Annotated in this window: 19 protein-coding genes; 13 read left to right on the forward strand and 6 right to left on the reverse strand. The window is 61.9% G+C overall.

Features of this window, described 5'->3' with window-relative positions:
* Position 1: 1 nt before the first annotated feature.
* Together QM694_RS16500 and QM694_RS16505 are read left to right on the forward strand one after the other, a co-directional pair.
* A complete protein-coding gene (locus QM694_RS16500) occupies positions 2–649 on the forward strand; it encodes an ATP-binding protein (protein WP_415008013.1) in 648 nt (215 codons plus the stop codon).
* Positions 606–2024: a hypothetical protein gene (locus QM694_RS16505; RefSeq protein ID WP_415008014.1), complete on the forward strand. Its 1419-nt coding sequence runs from the start codon at positions 606–608 to the stop codon at positions 2022–2024. Before QM694_RS16500 ends, QM694_RS16505 begins: the two co-directional genes overlap by 44 nt.
* Positions 2025–2085: 61 nt before the next feature.
* On the opposite strand, the gene QM694_RS16510 is transcribed toward QM694_RS16505, so the two are convergent.
* Complete coding sequence (locus QM694_RS16510) at positions 2086–2721, reverse strand: S24 family peptidase (protein WP_415008015.1); 636 nt, start codon at positions 2719–2721, stop codon at positions 2086–2088.
* Positions 2722–2814: 93 nt separating this feature from the next.
* Here QM694_RS16510 and QM694_RS16515 point away from each other — a divergent pair, with 93 nt between their 5' ends.
* Positions 2815–3153, forward strand: a complete 339-nt coding sequence (locus QM694_RS16515) for a DUF952 domain-containing protein (RefSeq protein WP_415008016.1) — start codon at positions 2815–2817, stop codon at positions 3151–3153.
* A complete protein-coding gene (locus tag QM694_RS16520) occupies positions 3150–4238 on the forward strand; it encodes a quinone-dependent dihydroorotate dehydrogenase (protein WP_415008017.1) in 1089 nt (362 codons plus the stop codon). The genes QM694_RS16515 and QM694_RS16520 overlap by 4 nt, the downstream gene beginning before the upstream one ends.
* Here the strand turns inward: QM694_RS16520 and QM694_RS16525 are convergent.
* Positions 4214–5008, reverse strand: a complete 795-nt coding sequence (locus QM694_RS16525; protein WP_415008018.1) for a transporter substrate-binding domain-containing protein — start codon at positions 5006–5008, stop codon at positions 4214–4216. The genes QM694_RS16520 and QM694_RS16525 overlap by 25 nt on opposite strands.
* Before the next feature lie 94 nt (positions 5009–5102).
* On the opposite strand from QM694_RS16525, the gene QM694_RS16530 reads away from it, so the two are divergent.
* The 3 genes from QM694_RS16530 (at position 5103) to glpK (ending at position 9900) form a co-directional block, all read left to right on the forward strand.
* Positions 5103–6839 carry a glycosyltransferase family 2 protein gene (locus QM694_RS16530; protein WP_415008019.1) on the forward strand — a complete coding sequence of 579 codons (1737 nt, stop codon included), beginning with the start codon at positions 5103–5105 and terminating at the stop codon, positions 6837–6839.
* An 81-nt stretch (positions 6840–6920) separates the two neighbouring features.
* Positions 6921–8414 (forward strand): glycerol-3-phosphate dehydrogenase, encoded by a 1494-nt coding sequence (gene glpD / locus QM694_RS16535; RefSeq protein WP_415008020.1) that lies wholly within the window; start codon positions 6921–6923, stop codon positions 8412–8414.
* 1 nt (position 8415) lies between these two features.
* On the forward strand, positions 8416–9900 hold the full coding sequence (gene glpK, locus QM694_RS16540) for a glycerol kinase GlpK (RefSeq protein WP_415008021.1): 1485 nt from the start codon (positions 8416–8418) through the stop codon (positions 9898–9900).
* 3 nt (positions 9901–9903) lie between these two features.
* Here glpK and mtnK read toward each other — a convergent pair whose 3' ends face one another.
* Positions 9904–11190 carry an S-methyl-5-thioribose kinase gene (gene mtnK, locus QM694_RS16545; protein WP_415008022.1) on the reverse strand — a complete coding sequence of 429 codons (1287 nt, stop codon included), beginning with the start codon at positions 11188–11190 and terminating at the stop codon, positions 9904–9906.
* 210 nt (positions 11191–11400) lie between these two features.
* Here mtnK and QM694_RS16550 point away from each other — a divergent pair, with 210 nt between their 5' ends.
* The 4 genes from QM694_RS16550 to QM694_RS16565 are packed head-to-tail and all read left to right on the forward strand — an operon-like array spanning position 11401 to position 15373.
* Positions 11401–12426, forward strand: a complete 1026-nt coding sequence (locus QM694_RS16550) for a sugar ABC transporter substrate-binding protein (protein ID WP_415008023.1) — start codon at positions 11401–11403, stop codon at positions 12424–12426.
* Between the two features lie 11 nt (positions 12427–12437).
* Positions 12438–13943, forward strand: coding sequence for a sugar ABC transporter ATP-binding protein (locus QM694_RS16555; RefSeq protein ID WP_415008024.1), 1506 nt, complete (start codon positions 12438–12440; stop codon positions 13941–13943).
* A gap of 9 nt (positions 13944–13952) precedes the next feature.
* Positions 13953–14975, forward strand: a complete 1023-nt coding sequence (locus QM694_RS16560; protein WP_415008025.1) for an ABC transporter permease — start codon at positions 13953–13955, stop codon at positions 14973–14975.
* Positions 14975–15373, forward strand: a complete 399-nt coding sequence (locus QM694_RS16565; protein ID WP_415008026.1) for a cupin domain-containing protein — start codon at positions 14975–14977, stop codon at positions 15371–15373. Before QM694_RS16560 ends, QM694_RS16565 begins: the two co-directional genes overlap by 1 nt.
* Before the next feature lie 44 nt (positions 15374–15417).
* Here QM694_RS16565 and QM694_RS16570 read toward each other — a convergent pair whose 3' ends face one another.
* Both QM694_RS16570 and QM694_RS16575 read right to left on the reverse strand, forming a co-directional pair.
* A complete protein-coding gene (locus QM694_RS16570; protein ID WP_415008027.1) occupies positions 15418–15807 on the reverse strand; it encodes a hypothetical protein in 390 nt (129 codons plus the stop codon).
* 44 nt (positions 15808–15851) lie between these two features.
* The gene (locus tag QM694_RS16575) at positions 15852–16352 is read right to left on the reverse strand and encodes a hypothetical protein (RefSeq protein ID WP_415008028.1); all 501 of its coding nucleotides are present in this window, start codon (positions 16350–16352) and stop codon (positions 15852–15854) included.
* Between the two features lie 124 nt (positions 16353–16476).
* Here QM694_RS16575 and QM694_RS16580 point away from each other — a divergent pair, with 124 nt between their 5' ends.
* Together QM694_RS16580 and QM694_RS16585 are read left to right on the forward strand one after the other, a co-directional pair.
* Positions 16477–17142 carry a response regulator transcription factor gene (locus QM694_RS16580; protein WP_415008029.1) on the forward strand — a complete coding sequence of 222 codons (666 nt, stop codon included), beginning with the start codon at positions 16477–16479 and terminating at the stop codon, positions 17140–17142.
* Positions 17139–18488, forward strand: coding sequence for a sensor histidine kinase (locus QM694_RS16585; RefSeq protein WP_415008030.1), 1350 nt, complete (start codon positions 17139–17141; stop codon positions 18486–18488). Before QM694_RS16580 ends, QM694_RS16585 begins: the two co-directional genes overlap by 4 nt.
* Here the strand turns inward: QM694_RS16585 and nhaA are convergent.
* Positions 18454–19668, reverse strand: a complete 1215-nt coding sequence (gene nhaA / locus QM694_RS16590; RefSeq protein ID WP_415008031.1) for a Na+/H+ antiporter NhaA — start codon at positions 19666–19668, stop codon at positions 18454–18456. The genes QM694_RS16585 and nhaA overlap by 35 nt on opposite strands.
* Between the last annotated feature and the right edge of the window lie 151 nt (positions 19669–19819).

Here is a 19819-nt window from a genome sequence, read left to right on the forward strand (position 1 = left end):
TATGACCTCTCTTCGGCCTAATCTCGTCAGACGCATCGAACGACTGCCCAAACCGACTAATGTCGCAGGCGCGTTACAGCCGCTGTTCGAGGCTGTAAGTAACGCCATTCATTCAACGCAGGCCCGCTTTGGGGATGCGGTCACACAGAGCGGCAGGGTGGTGGTCACCGTCTCGACCAATCGTAATAAAGAAAATGTTTGGGCAGCAGTGGAGGACAATGGACTCGGTCTAAACACAGAGAATTGGGATGCGTTCACCACCACTGACACCGACAACAAAATTCAGATTGGCGGCAAAGGCGTTGGCCGTCTTCTGTGGCTGGATTGCTTTGACCGAATCTCAGTTGAGTTTGTTTTTCAAGACGGCGAGGAGTTCAAACGGCGGAAGTTCAAATTTGTTCTTGCACTTGAGGAACAGATTCAAGAGGAAGCGGTTGAGTTGGCCGAGGGCGTTTCCGACTCCATGTTTCAAGTCAAATTCGAGGGGCTGCGAGCGAACGGCTATCACGACAAGTTTCCGGGCCGGGATAGCTCCGTGTTCCAGCACCTGACCTCACATTTTCTACCCGTCTTCATAGGTGGCCGCGCGCCGCTGGTTGCCGTCCATGTCAACGATGAGTTCGCGGAATTATCCGGACTCCATCAATGACATTGTCCATCGGCGCGAACCGGATATTGAACTCAAGACGGAAGACTATGGAACACTTCACCTTACGCTCATGGAGTGCGACAAGGTAGCTAGTTCGGATCTAAAAGGATCGCATTTCGTGCATTTCATTGCCCATGATCGCACTGTTCATTCGCAATCCATTGACGGTAAACTGGGCCTCAAATACTTCGGGCCGAATGGCGATCGCGTCTTTCATGCCATCGTGACAGGCGAGTATCTTGACAAGAATGTCAATCAGGAGCGAACGGCGTTCATATTCGAAGATGCGGTGATCGATAAGATCATCAATGACGTTTGCGTTCCGCACATAGAGAAATTCTTGGCCGAGCCGTTGTCGCAGCTCAAGGGGGAACAACGCGAAATCATTAAAACGATTACCTCAACCTATCCGTCTGTTGCCTTTGGCGACGCGGAGGAACTGCAGAGCAAGGTTCCATCCGGTGAGTTGAATAAGGATGCCATTTATGGGCACCTCTCGCGCGAACGGTTCCGGCGCGATGAACGGCAGGCTGAAAAAATCCGCAACGTACTAGTCCGGCTCAAGGATGAAACCGCCGATGCCAATACATTCTCAGCAGCCATCGCTGAGGCGAGCAAAGCTCTTGAGGACGCGGAACAGCGAAGCCTTGCCGAATATGTGGTACGTCGCAAGGTAGTCTTGGACTTCATCGAAATCCTTTTAGAGAAGGTTCGTGATGACGACAGAGACAGTGCCTATCAACGGGAGGACATTCTTCACTCGTTCATCTGCCCTGTGAAGGTCAACAACGTTTCGGATGATAGAGACCGGCGTGTGGATTCTTCGGCAAGTCATGATCTTTGGATTGTGGACGAAAGGCTAACCTTTGCTGAGTATTTTAGTTCGGACGTTGAATTTAGCGCGCTAGCAAAAGCGTTTGATAGCGAAGACCGCGCGGATATTCTCATTTTCGATTATGTCCACGGCCTTCGACAGACCGATGGGGCATCGAGCGTGCTGTTGATTGAGTTCAAAAGGCCAGGGCGAACGGGTTATGCCGATGATGAAAACCCGCAGTTTCAGGTAGAGCGGTATGTCCAGCGGCTGCAAAGTGGCAAGCTAACTGACGTTCGGGGCAGGCCTATCAAGCTTGATAAAAACACCGTGTTCCACTGCTTCATAGTGGCAGACATAATCGGCAAGCTCGATGAATGGACCTACTCATGGCAGCCGACTACCGATGGGCGCGGGCGCGTCTATTTTCCTAAAAGCGGCTTCCTTGGTTCTATTGAATTAATCGGGTGGGACACGCTCATCAGCGATGCGCGTATGAGGAATAAGGCCTTCTTTGATCGTGCAGGAATCACCGGTAAAAGCTTTTTCGAGGTGGATTGAGATTGGCTAAGTGTGAGGCAACTCATATTGTGTTGCCTTTGATTGCAAATAAAATAATCCCCTACTGGCTCGCCCACAGAATCCGCGCCACCCAGTCGACGTCCTTCATGTCCAGAACCTTGGTGGCGTGTTCGGGATTGAAGGAGGCGAGTTCGAGGGTGCGGGAGGTCTGGCGCTGCATGATCTTGGCCATCACCTGCCCGTCGGCGGTTTTCACCACCACGCGGTCGCCCTTGCGGATCGAGGCGGAGGGCGAGACGATGATGGTGTCGCCCTCGCGGTAGACGGGCAGCATCGAGTCCCCCGTGATCTCCAGCGCATAGGCGTTCTGGTCGGTGATGCCGGGCACGTCGATCTCCTCCCAGCCGGAGCCCGCGGGAAAGCCCGAATCATCGAAGAAGCCGCCGCGCCCGGCGCGCGCCAGGCCGAGCAGCGGAATATGCCGCCTGGCCGGCGGCTGGCCCTTGCGGCCCATCAGCAATTGCGTGAATTCCTCCATCGTGGCGCCGGTGGCTGAGAGCACGCGGGCGATGCTTTCGGTGGTGGGCCAGCGCGGGCGGCCATCCGGCCTGTTGCGCTTGGAGGGGTTGAAGGAGGTGGGATCAAGCCCCGCCTTCTTGGCGAGCCCCGAGGCCGAGAAGCCATAACGCTCGGCCAGCACGTCGAGGGCAGTCCAGACCTGGGTGTGATTGAACATGAGGGGCCTCAAGGAAGTTTTCTTATCAGGTAGGAGAAAATACCTTATTGTGGACGTATTGTCCACAAGGCTTTTCCCGCCTATGGGGGGTTCATGGCCCTCGTCTACAAAATCTGCCCCGCCGCCGATTGGTCCGCTGCCGAAACGATTGGCCGCTTTACCGGATCGCCCGTCGATCATGCCGATGGATTCATTCATCTTTCGGCAGCGCATCAGGTGCGGGAAACGGCACGGCGGCATTTCGCCGGGCAGGAGGGGCTGGTGCTGGTGGCATTGCCCGAAGAGGCGCTGACGCTCACCTGGGAACCATCGCGCGGCGGCGATCTGTTTCCCCATGTCTATGGCGTGATCGATCCTTCGGCGGCGCTGTGGGTGAGGCCGCTGCCGATTCGCGATGGCGCGCATGAATTTCCGTCCGAGGTGCCGCGATGAGCCTTGTGGCCAAGGCCTTTCCGCTGGCGAGGCCCTTCATCCACATGCTGGATGCCGAGAAGGCGCACCGGCTGACCATCCGTGCACTGACGGTTCTGCCGAAGGGCCGCGCCGTGGCGTCTCCGCCTTCTCTCAAGGTTTCGGCCTTCGGGCTGGACTTCCCCAATCCGCTGGGCCTTGCGGCGGGCTTCGACAAGAATGCCGAAGTCGCCGATGCCATGCTGGCGCAGGGCTTTGGCTTCGTCGAGGTGGGCACGCTGACGCCGAAGCCGCAGGAGGGCAATGCGAAGCCGCGACTCTTCCGCCTCGCCGAAGACCGCGCGGTGATCAACCGCATGGGCTTCAACAATGACGGCCACTGGGCGGCGCTGAAACGGCTGGAGGCGCGGCGGGGCAGGCCCGGCATCGTGGGCGTGAACATCGGTGCCAACAAGGATTCGGGCGACCGCATCGCCGATTATGTGCAGGGCATCGCCTTCTTCTCCGCCATCGCGGATTATTTTACCGTCAATATTTCCTCGCCCAACACGCCGGGGCTGAGGGCTTTGCAATCGCGCGCCGAACTCGATGCACTGCTGGCCCGGTTGAATGAGGCGCGGGAAAAGCAGGCGCGCCGCCCGCCCATGCTGCTGAAGATCGCTCCCGATTTGCGTGGTGACGAACTGGAGGACATCGCGCAAAGCTGTGGGCGAGGCGCTGTGGATGGCATCCTCGTGTCCAACACCACCATCTCGCGGCCCACGCTGATCTCCCGCGCGCGCGATGAGATGGGCGGGCTTTCGGGCGAACCGCTGTTTGAACTTTCGACACGGCAGCTTGCGAAACTTTATTTACTGACGAAAGGAAGAATTCCGCTTGTGGGCGCGGGCGGCATTGGTTCGGCGAAACAGGCCTGGGCCAAGATCACCGCCGGCGCCACGCTGCTGCAGCTTTATTCGGCGCTGGTTTATGAAGGCCCGGGACTGGTGCCCGCCATTCTCGAGGGGCTTCGCCAGAGGTTTGCCGTCTCGGGCAAGGAGTCGCTGGCGGCGATCACCGGCTCAGCGGCGAAAGACTGGGCTCACCAGGGCGACAGCGGCACATAGGCGTTGAAGAGCTTTTCGCTGACGCCGTTTTCCTGCAGGCGGTCGAGCGCCACGTCGAAGGCATCGCGGAGATCGGTGCGCTCCGGCTTCATCAGGAAGGCGGCATTGCGGCTCAAGCCGGGCGAATCAAAATAGGCGCCGTCGAGCAGGCGGCAGCAGCCCTTCGCCGCATCGCCGCCGATGAAGTAAATGAGCGGCAGCCCGTCGCCGAACAGCGCATCGACGCCGCCTGATTTGAGCGCCGCCTGTGCCTTGGGCCAATCGTCAAACGTCACCGTTTCGGCTTTTGGCAGAAGCTCCTTCACCCACGCCTCATGGACGCTGCCCGCGATGACGCCGATGCGCTTGCCCTCGAGCGCGCGGGGGTCGGCCTTTTTGAGCGGGCTTCCGGTCTGGACGAGAAGCCGCGCCGAGGAGCGGAACCAGCCGCGCGTCATGATGGTGGTTTCCAGCAGCGCCGCATCGATGCGGGGGCCGGAGAGAATGACATCGCCATGCCCCGCCGCAAGCTCCGGCACGAGATTTGGCAGGGGCTTCAGCGCCACATCGCAGGTGACGCCGATTTCCGCGCAGGCGGCCAGCGCCAATTCCACCGCAAGGCCTGCCGGCTGACCATTGCGCCCGCGGAAGCTGAAGGGCGCATAATCCTCATCGGCCAGAAGGGTGAGCTTCTGGTCCATCGGCACCTGCGGCATCTGCGCATCGGCCTTCACATGGCGGAACTGCGGAAGGCGGTAGCCCTCAGCAGCGTGCGATGCGGACGCAACCATAAGTATGCTAATGGTGAACAAATACACCCAAAAGATGCTTGTGAATCTGACGTTACGATAGTTCATTTAATTACAAAATTTTAATGGCTTGCCCGTGAGTGCTGATGACGGCCACCTGCTGTTCGGTTTCGCCGAAAACGCACTCTATGACGGGAAGATAGCCGGACTTCATGGCAATGTCTTGCCCCGCGTCTCGCAAGCCGAGCTTGCCGATGCGCTGCGCCGCCTGCCGCGCGAAGAGGTGGACCAGGCGCTGGAGGACAAGCTCGTCCCCATCATCACCATGCCGGGCGTGAAGCTCTATGCGGCCTGTGGCGCGCAGGCGCTGCATCTGGCGGAGCAGCGGGGCGCGCGGATTGCCGCCTCGGCCAGCCTTGAGGATTTTCACGAAGCCGTTCGCTTTATCCATGGCAAGGCGCTGGAGAAGGGCGCGTCTCTGGGGCTGGCGCGCATGCGGCCGGAGTTTTCCGCCAGCCGCCGGCTTACCTCCGCGCAAATCGGCGTGGGGCTGGTGTTGGCATCGGCTGTGGTGCTGGGCATGCTTACGCTTCCCTTCGATGCAGCGTGGGCGGCAGCAAGCCTGATCGCGGCACTGTTCTTTCTGGCCGTCGTGGCCTTGCGCATCCTCTGCCTGCTGCCGCCGCTGCGCCACGCGCGGGCAACGCCGGTGACTCTCGCCGATGCAGATCTTCCCGTCTATTCCGTGCTGGTGCCGCTGTTCCGCGAAACCCGCGTGGTCCGGCAATTGCTGAATGCGCTGACGGCGCTGGATTACCCGCCCGAGCGCCTCGACATCAAGCTGATCCTCGAGGAAGGTGATCTCCCCATGCGGCGGCTGTTTGCCAGGCTGGAACTGCCGCCGCAGTTCGAGGTGATCATCGTTCCGGCTGGCACATTGCAGACCAAGCCGCGCGCCCTGAACTATGCGCTCCGCTTTGCGCGGGGGGAATTGCTGACGATCTATGATGCCGAGGATACTCCAGAGGCGAGGCAGCCACGGCTCGCCGCGAATGCCTTTGCAGGATTGCCGCAAGATGTTGCCTGTCTGCAGGCAAAACTTGTGTTTTTCAACAAAGACGAAAATTGGCTCACCAAACAATTCACCATCGAATATGCGACGCTGTTTGGCCTGCTGCTGCCCGCCCTTGCCAATCATCATCTGCCCCTGCCGCTGGGTGGAACTTCCAATCACTTCCGCGCCGGTCTTCTGCGCAAGGTAGGCGCATGGGACCCATATAATGTGACGGAGGATGCCGATCTGGGCTTGCGTCTGTCGCGGGCAGGTTATCGTACCGGCGTTCTCGATTCGAAGACAGATGAAGAAGCCAACGTGCGTCTGGGCAATTGGATGCGCCAGAGGGCGCGCTGGCTGAAAGGTTTTCTCATCACCTGGCTGGTGCACATGCGTGATCCCGCGCGGGTGTGGGGCGAACTGGGCGCGTCGGGGTTCTGGGCCATGCAGGCGCTGACGCTGGGCGTCTTCGCCTCGGCCCTGCTGCATCCGCTTTGCATGGCGGCCTCACTGGCAATGCTGGTGATCCATCCCGTGCTGCCGGAGGAAGCGGGCTGGTTTGCACGGGGGCTGGCAGGTCTCAATCTCGCCGTTTTCGCGACGGGCTATGGCGTGACGCTCTTGGCGGGGCGGCGCGCGCTCAGGCGGCAGCGCATCTTCTGCTGGGTGCTGCCGCTGCTCACCATGCCGGTCTACTGGCTGCTCATGTCGGCCGCCGCATGGCTGGCGCTGTGGCAATTCATCCGCGCGCCCTTTCACTGGAACAAGACAGAGCACGGCCTGTCCAGCTTCCAGAAACGCCGCCGCGGGAAAGCTTGAGCGGCACCGGCTGGCGCAATTGCCATTCGCCCGCTGACTGGCTAGATCAGGGCCTTTCCGGAATTCAGTGGAGCCAGTGCATTGACTTACGATCTCTTTGTTATCGGCGGCGGGATCAATGGCTGCGGAATAGCGAGGGATGCGGCGGGGCGTGGGCTCAGCGTGTTTCTGGCCGAGCAGGGGGATCTGGCGTCGGGCACATCGTCGGCTTCGACGAAGCTCATTCACGGCGGCTTGCGCTATCTCGAGCATTACGAATTCCGGCTGGTGCGCGAGGCGCTGATCGAGCGCGAGGTTTTGTTGAAGGCGGCGCCGCACATCATCTGGCCGCTGCGCTTCGTGCTGCCGCATCACGCGGGCCTGCGGCCAAGGCCGATCCTCAGGCTTGGCCTGTTTCTCTATGATCATCTGGGCGGCCGGAAGATTCTGCCGCCCACCCGCAGCGTGGACCTGCGCAGCGACGTGGTGGGCCAGCCGCTGAAGGATGAATACACGCGGGGCTACGAATATTCCGACTGCTGGGTGCAGGACGCCCGCATGGTGGCGCTCAATGCACGGGATGCGGCGGCGCGTGGCGCTGTTATCCGCACCCGCACGCGCTGCACCAAAGCAAGGCGCGCCGATGGCGCATGGGAATTGACCGTTGAGCGCGACGGTGGCTCGCCCGAAACCATCCGCGCCAAGGTGCTGATCAACGCCGGCGGCCCATGGGTCAGCCAGGTGCTGGGCGAAGTCGTTGGCCGCAACGATCCCGACAAGATCCGCATGGTGAAGGGCAGCCACCTTGTAGTGGACCGCCTTTATGATCACGACCGCTGCTATATCTTCCAGAACGCCGATGGCCGCATCTGCTTCGCCATTCCCTATGAGCAGAACTTCACGCTCATCGGCACCACCGACGAGGATCACAAGGGCGATCCCGGCAGTCCGCATATTTCCGAAAAGGAAGCCGATTATCTGCTCGCCTCGGTCAGCGAATATTTCAAGCGGCCGGTGACGCGCGAGATGGTGCGCTGGACCTATTCCGGCATCCGCCCGCTCTATGACGACGGCGCCTCGAAGGCGCAGGAAGCGACGCGCGACTATGTGCTGAAGCTCGATCATCCCGACGGCGGCGCCCCGCTACTGTCGGTCTTCGGCGGCAAGATCACCACCTTCCGCAAGCTTTCGGAACATGCGCTGGAAAAAATAGCGCCCTTCTTCCCGGCACTGGGCAAGCCTTGGACGGCCTCGGCGCATCTGCCCGGCGGCGATTTCCCCTATGACCAGGTGGAGGAACAAATCTCAACCCTGCAGAAGGCCTATTCCTTCCTGCCGCAGCGCGAGGCGGCCCGCCTGTTCCGCACCTATGGCACCGATGCGGCGAAGATGCTGGAGGGTGCGCGCTTCGCCAAGGATCTGGGCCAGAGCTTCGGGGCCCTGTCGGAGCGCGAGGCGCAATGGCTGGTCGACAAGGAATGGGCGCGGGCGCCGGAAGACATCCTGTGGCGGCGCTCGAAACTGGGACTGCATATGTCGATCGCCGAGCAGTCGGCGCTCCGCGAATGGTTCGCCAAGCAACCGGCAGCCGCCTGACATGCCGCCCCTGATCCTCGCTATCGATCAGGGCACCACCTCGACGCGGGCGATCTTGTTTGACAGAAAGCTCGAGCCGCTTGCCGTCCGCCAGCAGGAGTTTCCGCAGCATTTTCCAAAGCCCGGCTGGGTGGAGCATGACCCGGAAGAAATCTGGGCATCGGTGCTCGCCACCGCAAAGGGCGTGTTGCGCACGGCCAAGGCGAAGGCGCGCGAAGTGGCGGCGCTCGGCATCACCAATCAGCGGGAGACGGTGGTGATCTGGGACAGGAAAACCGGCAAGCCCATTCACAAAGCCATCGTCTGGCAGGACCGCCGAACGGCGGAGATGTGCGCCAAGCTGAAAGCCGAAGGACATGAACCGCTGGTCTCACAGAAAACCGGACTGCTGCTCGATCCCTATTTCTCTGGCACCAAGATTGCCTGGCTGCTCGATCACGTGCGCAATGCCCGCGCCCGCGCGGAGCGCGGCGAACTGGCCTTCGGCACCGTCGACAGCTTCCTGATCTGGCGGCTGACCGGCGGAAAGGTGCATGCAACCGATGCCACCAATGCCTCTCGCACCCTGCTTTACAATATCCATGACGGAATGTGGGACGAAGACTTGCTCCGCCTGCTGAACATTCCCGCCAGCATCCTGCCTGACGTCAGGGATTGCGCAGCGGATTATGGCGTTGCCGATGCGGAACTGTTTGGCGAGGAGATCCCCATTCGCGGCGTGGCGGGAGACCAGCAGGCCGCCGCCGTCGGCCAGGCCTGCTTCGCGCCGGGCATGGTGAAATCAACCTATGGCACCGGATGTTTTGTGTTGCTGAACACCGGTGCCACTGCCGTTGCCTCGCAGAACCGCCTTCTCACCACCATTGCCTATCGTCTCGATGGCAAGACCTCTTACGCGCTGGAAGGCGCGATCTTCATCGCCGGCGCCGCGGTGCAATGGCTGCGCGACGGGTTAAAGCTGGTGAAGACGGCGGCTGAAACGGGCTCTCTCGCGGCAGAGGCCAATCCGCAAGAGCAGGTCTATCTCGTTCCGGCTTTCGTCGGGCTTGGCGCGCCGCACTGGAACCCCGAAGCACGCGGCGCGATCTTTGGTCTCACGCGTGGCACGACAGAGAAGGAACTGGCGCGCGCTACGCTCGAATCCGTCTGCTACCAGACACGCGATCTGCTCGACGCCATGCGGCGCGACTGGAGATCGGCGGACAATACCGTGCTGCGCGTCGATGGCGGAATGTCAGCCTCCAACTGGACCATGCAGTTCCTGGCCGACATTCTGGCCGCTCCTGTGGATCGCCCGAAGGTGATGGAAACAACGGCACTGGGCGTTGCCTATCTTGCCGGGCTTGCCACTGGCATGGTGCCCGCACCAGAGAAATTTGCGAAGCTCTGGAAAAAACAGCACCGCTTCACGCCCCGCATGACGCAAGCCCTCCGCGACGCCAAATATCAGGGTTGGAAGGACACCGTGCGAAAGCTCCTCGCCTGACGGTCAGCCGCCAAGCGGCGGCTGCCACTGATCGAAATGCCGCGCCGCCGCAACAATCGACTGCGGCGTTGGATAGTCTCCGCTATTCACCATCATGTCGCGCGCCAGGGTGAGCACGCGCGCCTCGCAGCGGGCGCGCATGTCCGCATCCTTGATCCATTCGAGATCGATGTTGTGGGCAAGGCCCAGAATGCGGCGGATCATCTTGGCGGCGGCGAAGCCCACCGTATCCGCCCACAGGCGTTGCATGTAGGCCTGCCGTTCCCCGGCCAGCCGCGCCACGCCCAGCGGGCCCTGAAACAGATCAGACGGGTAGGCGTCGCCTTTGGCCTGCGTTTCCCACAGCGCCAGGAACTTTGCCGCGAAACCTTCCCAGATCGACGTGAAGGTTTCGAGAATCCATTCGCGGTAGCTGTCACGCGCGCCGGGGCCTTCCTCATGACCGGCTTGAGAGAAAAAGCTGATGAGGAAATTGGCGAGCACCGCGCCGATGTCGAAGCCCATCGGTCCCATGAAGGCGAATTCCGGATCGATGACGCGCGTGTCTTCTGCCGTAAGCATCACCGAGCCGGTGTGCAGGTCGCCATGCAGCATGGCTTCCGCCGAGGACAGGAACTTGAGCTTGAGCCGCGAGATGGCAACTTTGAGATCTCCGTCCCCGCGGAAACGCTCCGCATACGGATCAAGCTGCGGCCTTGTCCAGCGGTTGAGCTTGGCGATGCGGTAGGGATCGGTGAAGATCAGGTCTTCGGTGATCTTGCAGAGGGCGGTGTTGCCGGAGAAGGCGCCGATCATCGCCTTCTTCACATCCGCCGTCAGCGCCAGGTCGGAGGTATGGAACAGCGTCTCGGCGAGGAAGGTGGAGATCTCGTCCGCGAATTTTGGGTAAACGGTGCCGGCGATCATGCCGCGCCGCATGATGATGTGCGGCTCCAGCAGTTCCATGACGATCAGCGCCAGCCTTTCATCGTAGTGATAGATTTCAGGCACCAGCGCGCCGGTGAGCCGCCGCTGCCCAGATAATGCCATGTGCTCATAATGTGCACGGGAAAGAGGCAGCGGCCACGCTTCGCCTACCAAACGGACATAGGGCAGCGCCTGCTTGACGATCACGCCCCCTGCTGGCCCATGCACCTTGAACACCAGGTTGAGGTTGCCGTCTCCGACTTCTTCGATGCTCCAGCTTTGCGGGGAACCGCCGAGGCGCAACGCAACGGGCTTGAGTTCTGCGAGGTAATTGGCCAGCGCCTTCGCATCAAGCGCGCGATATCCGGCAGGCAGGTCAGTCATGGGGCACTCCAAACGGCTGGCGCTTTGAAAGTCATTTCGCTGCGTTTGTCCAGCGGCCCTGCTGTTGCAGGTGCGAAGCATCTTTTGCGCTGCAATTGCGCGTTTCGCGGTGGACAGTGATGAATGTCCATTTATATGATGAATTCGGGCGGCGTCATGCGCGGATCAACGCGCGGGCGGGTTTGCCACACGACAATGGGAGAAATGCAAATGCTCGACGAACTGATCCGCGAAGCGGCGACGCGCCGCGACGTTTTCCGCAAGGTGGGCAAGACTGGCCTCGCCGCTGCTCTTCTGGCCAGCGCCGGTTTCGACCCCGCCATGGCGCAGGAATTGAAGAAGTCTTCGAAGCCGCTGAAGGCGGCAATGTCCAACGCCGGCCTTCAGGCTACATGGTGCGCGCAGGGCAAGCAGGCTGCCGAAGCCTGGGGCCAGTTGATGAATGTCGAAGTGACGTGGTTCGACGGCGAACTGTCCGCCACCAAGCAGCGCGCCTCGATCGACAACATGGCCTCGCAGAAGTGGGATTTCGTGGCGATTCAGCCTTTCGGCATCGGCACGCTCGTTGATCCCGTTAACAAGATGATCGACGCAGGTTCGCCGGTGATCGGCATGGATACGCTGATCGCGCCTGCTGGAACCGTCGCCATCCATACCGAGATCGCGCCCGACAACGTGCTGATGGGCTCGCTCGTCACATCGGCGCTGATGGCCAAGATCGGCGGCAAGGGCAATGTGGTGATGACGCAGGGCGCGCTGGGCCACACCGGCGCGCAAGGCCGCGCCAAAGGCTTCAAACAGGTGGTCGCGGGCTTCCCCGATGTGAAGGTCATCAACGAGGAACCGGCCGACTGGGACGTGACCAAGGTGGCGCGCATCTGGGAATCGATCCTCACCCAGAACCCCGACATCGCGGCGGCCTTCTTCCACAATGACGACATGGCGCTTGCCGCCTACAATGTGATGAAGGCCAAGGGCCGCACCGGCATTGTGATCGGCGGTGTTGACGCCATGCCGCCCGCCGTGAACGCCGTGCTCGACGGCGTGATGGCCGCGACGGTGCGCAACCCGTCCTGCCGCATCCATGGCTGGTCGATTGCCGCCGGTGTTGCGGCTGTGATCGGCGGCGAGAAGACGGGCAAGGAAATTCCGGCCTCGATCCTCGCCGACGGCCCGGTCGTCACCAAGGAGACAGCAGCCGGCATGCTCTGGCTCCAGAAGAACTTCCTCATCTGATTTGAGCGTGCATGACTGAAGAGCAACGGAATAAGAGCAGGGACGGTTCGCCGCCCCTGCTCGAAATGTCTCACGTGTCGAAGCAGTTCGGCGGCGTCCATGCCCTTCGCGACGTGAGCTTCACGCTGGAGCGCGGCGAAATCCACGGCCTCGTGGGCGAAAACGGCGCCGGCAAATCCACCATGATGAAGATCATCGCCGGAGTGCACATGGCCTCCGAAGGCGTGATGAAGATCGATGGCCGTGAGGTGCATCTGCGCTCGGCGCGCGATGCGCTCCACAATGGCATCGGCATGGTGCATCAGGAACTGTCCATCGTTCCCGACCTGAGCGTGGCGGAGAACGTGTTTCTCGGCGCCCATCCGGTGACGCCCGCAGGCACCATCGACTGGACGCGCATGAACCGCGAGGCGAAGACGCTGATGGCGAGCTTGGGCCTCGACATCGATCCCAAGACGCGCATGGGCGCGCTGCCGGTGGGTCTGCAGCAGCTTGTGGAACTGTCGCGCGTGCTGTTCTCTGGCGCGCAGATCATCATTCTCGACGAGCCGACTTCGGCGCTGTCGCCGCCGGAAGTGGAGCGTCTGTTCACCGTGCTGCGCAAGCTGCGCGGCGAAGGCCGCTCCATCGTGTTCATCTCGCACTTCCTGGATGACGTGCTTGCGATCTCCGACCGCGTCACCGTGTTCCGCAACGGCGAGAAGGTGGCGACCGAGAACACCACCGATCTCACCAAGGACAAGGTGATCGGCCTGATGATCGGCAAACGCTCCGCCGAACTTCACATGGGCGAGGTCGCCACACTGTCAGCCGATGACAGCCGCAAGGTGGTGCTGAAGCTGGAGCAGCCGGGCAAGCAGTTCTCGATTGCGCTCCGGGCGGGCGAGATCACCGGCGTCTATGGCTTCATGGGCTGCGGGCAGATCGAACTGGCGCGCGCCCTGTTCGGCAAGACGCCGCTCCGCCATGCAACGCTGTCGATTGATGGCAAGGCGGTGAAGCTTGCATCAACAGCAGCGGCGCGCCGCGCAGGCATCGCCTATCTTCCTGAGAACCGCCGCATGATGCTGTTCCGCGGCGAACCGGTTTACAAGAATGTGTCGATTGCCATTCTCGACCGCATCAACCGGCTGTGGCTGAAGCCGAAGAAAGAGCGCGCCATCACCGAGGCGCATATCAAGGATCTGCAGATCAGGCCGCCGCGCGCCGGGATCGCGCTGGGTTCGCTGTCGGGCGGCAACCAGCAGAAGGTGGCGCTGGCCAAATGGATCACCCATCTGCCCAAGGTTCTGATTCTCTCCGAGCCGACCCGCGGCATGGATGTGGGCGCCAAGGAAGACGTGATCCGCATCGTCAAGTCGCTGCGCGACAGGGGCGTGGCGGTGCTGGTGCTTTCCACAGAACCTGAAACGATTCTCACCCTGGCCGACAGGGTGACAGTGATGAAAAAAGGCAGCGTGAGCGCTGAATTCTCAACCGGGCGCATCGAGAAGAGCGATCTTCTCGCGGCGGCATAGGCAGGGCAGATGACAAGCATTGACACTTCGGCGCCGCGATCCTCAATCGGGCATTTCCTGAAAGACCAGCTGCGCAACATCGCGCCCGTCTTCACGCTGCTGGCGCTGATCGCCTTCTTCACCATCGCCTCACCGTCGTTCCTTACGCTCGACAACACCGCGAATATTCTCTCGCAGGTGTCGATCACCGGCATCATCGCGGTGGGGCTGACCTTCGTGATCCTGACCGCCGAAATCGATCTTTCGGTGGCGGCGGTGGCCAATGCGGTGGGCATCGTGATGGCCTATTTCACGCTCCAGCCCGATTATGTGAACATCGACAATCTGCCGATGCAGGGCTGGATCGCCATCATCCTCACGCTGGCCTCGGCGGGAGCCTTCGGCCTCATCACCGCCTTCGGCGTAACGCGGATCGGCATTCCCTCCTTCATCATGACGCTGGCGATGATGCAGATCGCCAACGGCATTTCGGCCATGCTGGTGCGCGGGCAGATCGCCTATTCCTATCCCGATCTCATCACCTATCTCGGCTCGCAATCGATCTATGGCGTGCGCTGGACAATTATCGTCTGCCTGCTGTTCCTGCTGGTGGCGCATCTGGTGCTCACCTACACGCGCTTCGGGCGCTATGTGTATATGGTGGGCGGCAACCGCGAGGCGGCGGAATATTCGGGCGTCAATGTGCGCGCCATCATCGCCGCCGTGATGGTGATCTGCGCCATGTGTTCCGGCATCGCCGGCATGCTGGGCGTGGCCTATTTCGGCTCGGCGCAGCAGAACCAGTTCGACACCTTCCTGCTCGATGCGATCGCCGCCGTGGTTGTCGGCGGCACCAGTCTGTTCGGCGGCCGGGGCGGCATCGGCAACACCATCATCGGCCTGCTGGTGCTGGGCGTTCTAAACAACGGCCTCGACCATATCCAGATCAACTCGTTCCTCAAGATATTGATCCGCGGCCTGATCCTGCTGGCGGCACTGATCATCAACGTCTATGCCCAAGTGCTCCGTGAACGGAGTACGGCGGAGGACTGATGGAGATCAGGCGCAACGGGACGGAACCTTCGGGAACGGGGCCAACGGAGTATTTCACCGGCGCGGTGCGGATCGAACCATTGTTTTCCGCCCCCGATCCTGCCCGCGTGGCGGGCGCGCTTGTCACCTTCGAGCCGGGTGCCCGCACCGCCTGGCATACCCACCCCTTGGGCCAGACGCTGTTCATCGTATCGGGCCTTGGCTGGGCGCAGCGCGAAGATGGCCCCGTGGAAGAAATCCGCCCCGGCGATGTGGTGTGGTTTCCGCCCGGTGAGAAGCACTGGCATGGCGCCACCGCAGCGAACGCCATGAGCCACATTGCCATTCAGGAAAAGCTTGGTGGCAAGGCCGTGGACTGGCTGGAGCACGTGTCCGATGCGCAATACCGGCGCGATTGAAGCCGCGCCCCGGATCCGGGACGCGGCGCGCTTGTAACGGCGATTTAAGGTTTCTTGCCCGGGGGAGGAGGCGGCATCTTGCCGGGCGGCGGGGGCGGCTCGGGCGGCAGCTTGTCGAGCATGGCCGAAACCTTGTCGACCAGAGGCGCTGCCGCGTCGATGCACACCTTGATCTGCTCCTTGCCGCAATCGACATGCAGGCCAGCGCCCCGGCCCAGCTTGATGTCGAACGAGGCAAACTCGCCCGGAGGCGGCGGGCCATGGGGCGGACGGCCTGGGCCCCCTGGGCCACCCGGGCCGCCGGGACCATCCGGCCCGCCATCAGTCATCGGCGGCGCGTCGGGCTTGGGAGCCGGGGGCGGCGCATCCTGCGCGAGGGCAGGCACCGCGTAAGCTGCGAGTGCTGCGGCGGCGATCAGTGCTTTCATGGACATGTGTGTCTCCTTTCCAGTGCACGATTGAAATCAGAAAGTTCCGGCTAGAAATTCATGGGTGGCGTTGCGGCGCCGAGCACGTGGCGCATCCAGTCATGGGGGCCCGGCGGATGCGGCGGTTCGACGGATACCGTCTTGCCATCGGCATGGACGATGAATTGCGCGTGGATGAAGCCATGTTCAAAGCGTCCCTGTACCGTCACGGTTTCTGCCTTGTTCACCAATGTGCCGTCTTCACCGGCGCGGCCTGTTTCGACAAGCGCCCGGCCGCTCTGGTCCTCGACAACAAACTTGTTGCCGAACAGTTCCACCACCTGGCCCTTGATGGTGACGGTGCTCCAGTCCTGCATGGCGCTGATCGCGGCAGGCTGCATGGGCGCCATCACGGCCGTGGGATGGAGCGCATTGACGGCAATGCCGCCTGCGCCGGCCCCCGCCATGAGAAGCGCCACCGCGCCGAAGGCCATGGCGGCCCAGCGCGTTGAGCGGCGCTGGGGCGCAGAAGGGGCCTCGTCAACTGTCGAATGAGTGATGTCTTCCGTCATCATTTGCATCCTTTCTGGGTTGCGATGACAGACCTATATTCTCCTCATCGAAACCCGCCCTGAATGCCGCCGTTCAGATTCGGTTCAGCGATGTTTCCGAAAGCGGCGGCGAATGAGGATGTGAATGCGCGTATTGTTGGTCGAGGATGATGGCGTGCTGGCTGCGGCGATTACCAAATCGCTGCGCGCCGAAAATTTTGCCGTCGATATCTCCGGCAATGGCGAGGATGGGCAGCATTTGGGCGCCACGGAGCGTTATGATGCGGTAGTGCTTGATCTTGGTCTGCCCAAAGTTGATGGCGTTTCGATCTTGCACAACTGGCGCGCCGAAGGCCGCAGCCTGCCGGTTTTAATCCTGACCGCCCGCGATAGCTGGACGGACAAGGTGGAAGGATTCCGCGCCGGCGCTGACGACTACCTCACCAAGCCGTTCAAGATCGAGGAACTGATCGTCAGGCTGCGGGCACTTGTGCGGCGCGCCAATGGCCACGCGGCATCAAAACTTTCATGCGGGCCGCTCGCCTTCGACACGCAGACCGGCGTATTTGAATTCGAAGGCCTGCCACTGAAGCTGACCGCGCTGGAATGGCGCGTGCTCTCGTGCCTCATGTACCGCAAGGGGCGCACCGTGGACCGCATGGACCTCATGGAGCGCGTATATGATGGCGAGGCCAATGTGGAGTCAAACTCGGTCGAGGTCATCATCGGCAGGCTCAGGCGCAAGATCGGCCGCGCCATGATAGAAACCGAGCGGGGCCTGGGCTACCGCCTCGTGGAGGCCAATGCATGAGGTTCGCGCCGCAATCTCTCGCGGGGCGTTTGCTGGCGGGCGGGGCGCTGGCCATCGCGGCGGCGGTGATCGTGGCGGCGCTCCTCATCGGCGCGATCCTGCAACGCTTTATCATTGGGCAGATTGACCAGCGGCTTGACGCTACGATCAGCGATGTCGGCGCGCATCTCGTTCAGCAACCCGACGGCGCGATCGCACTCAGCGCGCGGGGCGAGTCGCCGGATTTCCAGCGGCTGCATTCCGGCTGGTACTGGCAGGTGAAGGGCGGCAACAGCACCATCACCTCGGCGTCGCTCGAAGGCGACGAAATCGAGGTTGAAACGCCGCACTTCGACTGGCGGCAGATCGTCCTGACCGGCTCCGCGCCTACGCTGGCCCGCGACCGTCATGGCGAGATGCTGCATGCGCGGACACGCTCCTATTCCGTGAACGGCGCAGCGGTTCTGGTGACGGCCACGGCGCCCGGCCGCGCCGTCACGGGCCCGTTGACGGAAGCCCTGACCGCCATGGGTCTTTCGCTTCTGGCGCTTGGCGCGCTGCTGCTTCTGGGCCTGTGGCTGCAGGTGCGGATTGGCCTCAAACCCGTGCGCGGTTTGCAGCAGGCCGTGCATGAGGTGGCCGAAGGCCGCGCGTCGGAGGTGCCCGATCGCGCGCCCGCCGAATTGCGCCCGCTGGCGCAGGAGCTGAATGCGCTGATCCGCCAGAATGCCGAGCGTCTCGAGGCGGCAAGGCTTCATTCCGCCAACCTCGCGCACAGTCTCAAAACCCCACTCGCCACGCTGTCGCTGGCCTTGTCGGCAAAAGACGCCGATCATGGACTGCTGGCGCTGACAGAGCGCATGGAACAGGGCATCCGCCATCATCTGGGCCGCGCTCGGATGGCGGCCATGCCGCAAACCCGGCATCTGCCATTGATGATTGCGCCGCGCCTGGCCGATCTCGCGCAAACGCTGCGCCACATCAACGCGAGTCGCACGGTCTCATGCAGTGTTCAGTGCCCGGACGATCTCTCCGTCCCTTGCGATGCGCGCGACTTCGACGAGATGGCGGGCAACCTGCTGGACAACGCGTTCAAATGGGCCGGGTCCGCCGTGCGGATCAGCGCAAGGCGGGATGAGAACAGTGCCGTCCTGGCAATTGAGGACGATGGGCCCGGCCTCTCCGATAGCGAGATCATTGAGGCTTTGCAGCCGGGCAGGCGTCTTGATGAGAAAGTGCCGGGTCATGGCTTCGGACTGTCCATCGTGGCCGAGCTTGCGGCACTGTATGGCGGCACGCTGGCCTTGATGCGCAGCGCCGCGCTCGGCGGCCTCAATGCGGAACTTCGCCTGCCTCTGCGCGCCTGACAGGCGTGAAGCGCAGCAGCAAGTATCCCAGCATCCCGGCCAGCGCCGAGCCTGTGAGAATGCCGAGCTTCGCCTGGGTTTGTAGCGTCTCATCCTCAAAGGCGAGCTGGCAGATGAACAGGCTCATCGTGAAGCCCACGCCGCAGATGAGCGAGACGGCGGCGGTCTGGCGCCATGTGGCATGCGTAGGAAGATCAGCAGGCCCGAGCCGCACCAGCAATATTACGGCTCCAAAAATTCCAACAAATTTGCCAACAAGCAATCCGGCCGCCACGCCAAGCGTGAGCGGCGACAGAAAGCTCGCCAGCGTGACGTTTTCAAATGAAAGCCCCGCATTGGCCAGGCCAAAGATCGGCAGCACCAGAGAGGCCACCGGCAGGTGCAAAGCGCGCTCCAACCGGTGCAGCGGTGAATGAGCGGGCGCGGCTTCGGGCGACGCAGGCGTGCGGTTCACGGGGATGGTAAGCGCCAGCAATACGCCGGCGATGGTGGAATGAACGCCCGACATCAGTACCAGTGCCCACAGGAGAAGCCCAAGGGCAAGATAAGGCCAGAGGATGGAGACGCCGCGCAGGTTGAGAACAACAAGCACCGCCATCACAAGCGCCGCGACGCACAGTGCAGCAAGTGAAAATCCGTGCGAGTAGAAGGCCGCGATGACCAGCACCACGCCAAGGTCATCAATGATCGCCAAGGCGGTGAGAAAGAGTTTCAGCGAAACCGGAACGCGCGATCCGAGCAATGCAAGAATGCCGAGCGCGAAGGCAATGTCCGTGGCGGCGGGAATGGCCCATCCCGCGCGCGCCGCCGGATCGGCGAGATTGAAGACGCTGAAGACAAGTGCGGGAACCAGCATGCCCGCCAGCGCCGCCGCGCCCGGCAAAAGGCGCTTCGGCCAGCTTGATAGCCCGCCGTCGATCATCTCGCGTTTGATTTCCAGCCCCACCATCAGGAAGAACAGGGCCATCAGCCCATCGTTGATCCAGTGCTGTAGCGAGAGAGGGCCAAGAGACGTGTGAAGGGCGCTGAAATAAAGATCTGCATAGGGAGAATTGGCCCACACCAGCGCGCAGGCTGCGCTGAACATGAGCAGCAGCCCAGCCGATGCTTCGCTCGCCAGGAAGCGGCGGACGGTGGAATCAATCAGGCCGTGTGATGAGGCGTGGATATGGCGCTGCATGGTCTGCACTCCGCAACAGAGGTTTCATTCTCCGTTGATTTGCAGTCCCTCCACGCACGCAGCACACGCCGGAGATCGTTCCTATCTGGGAGGGCGGGCGGGAATTTCCAGAAAAATCGGCAAGCGGCAGAGACTCAAAATGAAAGCCCTG

It is taken from the genome of Aestuariivirga sp., assembly GCF_047602625.1.
GTDB lineage: Bacteria > Pseudomonadota > Alphaproteobacteria > Rhizobiales > Aestuariivirgaceae > Aestuariivirga.

What these genes read in the sequence shown, in the direction of transcription:
- QM694_RS16505 (WP_415008014.1), top strand. Translation starts at nt 606, where the DNA reads ATGTCAACGATGAGTTCGCGGAATTATCCGGACTCCATCAATGACATT.
- QM694_RS16550 (WP_415008023.1), top strand. Translation starts at nt 11,401, where the DNA reads ATGCTCGACGAACTGATCCGCGAAGCGGCGACGCGCCGCGACGTTTTC.
- QM694_RS16570 (WP_415008027.1), bottom strand. Translation starts at nt 15,807, where the DNA reads ATGTCCATGAAAGCACTGATCGCCGCCGCAGCACTCGCAGCTTACGCG.
- QM694_RS16525 (WP_415008018.1), bottom strand. Translation starts at nt 5,008, where the DNA reads ATGGTTGCGTCCGCATCGCACGCTGCTGAGGGCTACCGCCTTCCGCAG.
- glpK (WP_415008021.1), top strand. Translation starts at nt 8,416, where the DNA reads ATGCCGCCCCTGATCCTCGCTATCGATCAGGGCACCACCTCGACGCGG.
- QM694_RS16575 (WP_415008028.1), bottom strand. Translation starts at nt 16,352, where the DNA reads ATGACGGAAGACATCACTCATTCGACAGTTGACGAGGCCCCTTCTGCG.
- QM694_RS16520 (WP_415008017.1), top strand. Translation starts at nt 3,150, where the DNA reads ATGAGCCTTGTGGCCAAGGCCTTTCCGCTGGCGAGGCCCTTCATCCAC.
- QM694_RS16585 (WP_415008030.1), top strand. Translation starts at nt 17,139, where the DNA reads ATGAGGTTCGCGCCGCAATCTCTCGCGGGGCGTTTGCTGGCGGGCGGG.
- QM694_RS16515 (WP_415008016.1), top strand. Translation starts at nt 2,815, where the DNA reads ATGGCCCTCGTCTACAAAATCTGCCCCGCCGCCGATTGGTCCGCTGCC.
- QM694_RS16560 (WP_415008025.1), top strand. Translation starts at nt 13,953, where the DNA reads ATGACAAGCATTGACACTTCGGCGCCGCGATCCTCAATCGGGCATTTC.
- QM694_RS16580 (WP_415008029.1), top strand. Translation starts at nt 16,477, where the DNA reads ATGCGCGTATTGTTGGTCGAGGATGATGGCGTGCTGGCTGCGGCGATT.
- QM694_RS16510 (WP_415008015.1), bottom strand. Translation starts at nt 2,721, where the DNA reads ATGTTCAATCACACCCAGGTCTGGACTGCCCTCGACGTGCTGGCCGAG.
- QM694_RS16555 (WP_415008024.1), top strand. Translation starts at nt 12,438, where the DNA reads ATGACTGAAGAGCAACGGAATAAGAGCAGGGACGGTTCGCCGCCCCTG.
- nhaA (WP_415008031.1), bottom strand. Translation starts at nt 19,668, where the DNA reads ATGCAGCGCCATATCCACGCCTCATCACACGGCCTGATTGATTCCACC.
- mtnK (WP_415008022.1), bottom strand. Translation starts at nt 11,190, where the DNA reads ATGACTGACCTGCCTGCCGGATATCGCGCGCTTGATGCGAAGGCGCTG.
- QM694_RS16565 (WP_415008026.1), top strand. Translation starts at nt 14,975, where the DNA reads ATGGAGATCAGGCGCAACGGGACGGAACCTTCGGGAACGGGGCCAACG.
- QM694_RS16500 (WP_415008013.1), top strand. Translation starts at nt 2, where the DNA reads ATGACCTCTCTTCGGCCTAATCTCGTCAGACGCATCGAACGACTGCCC.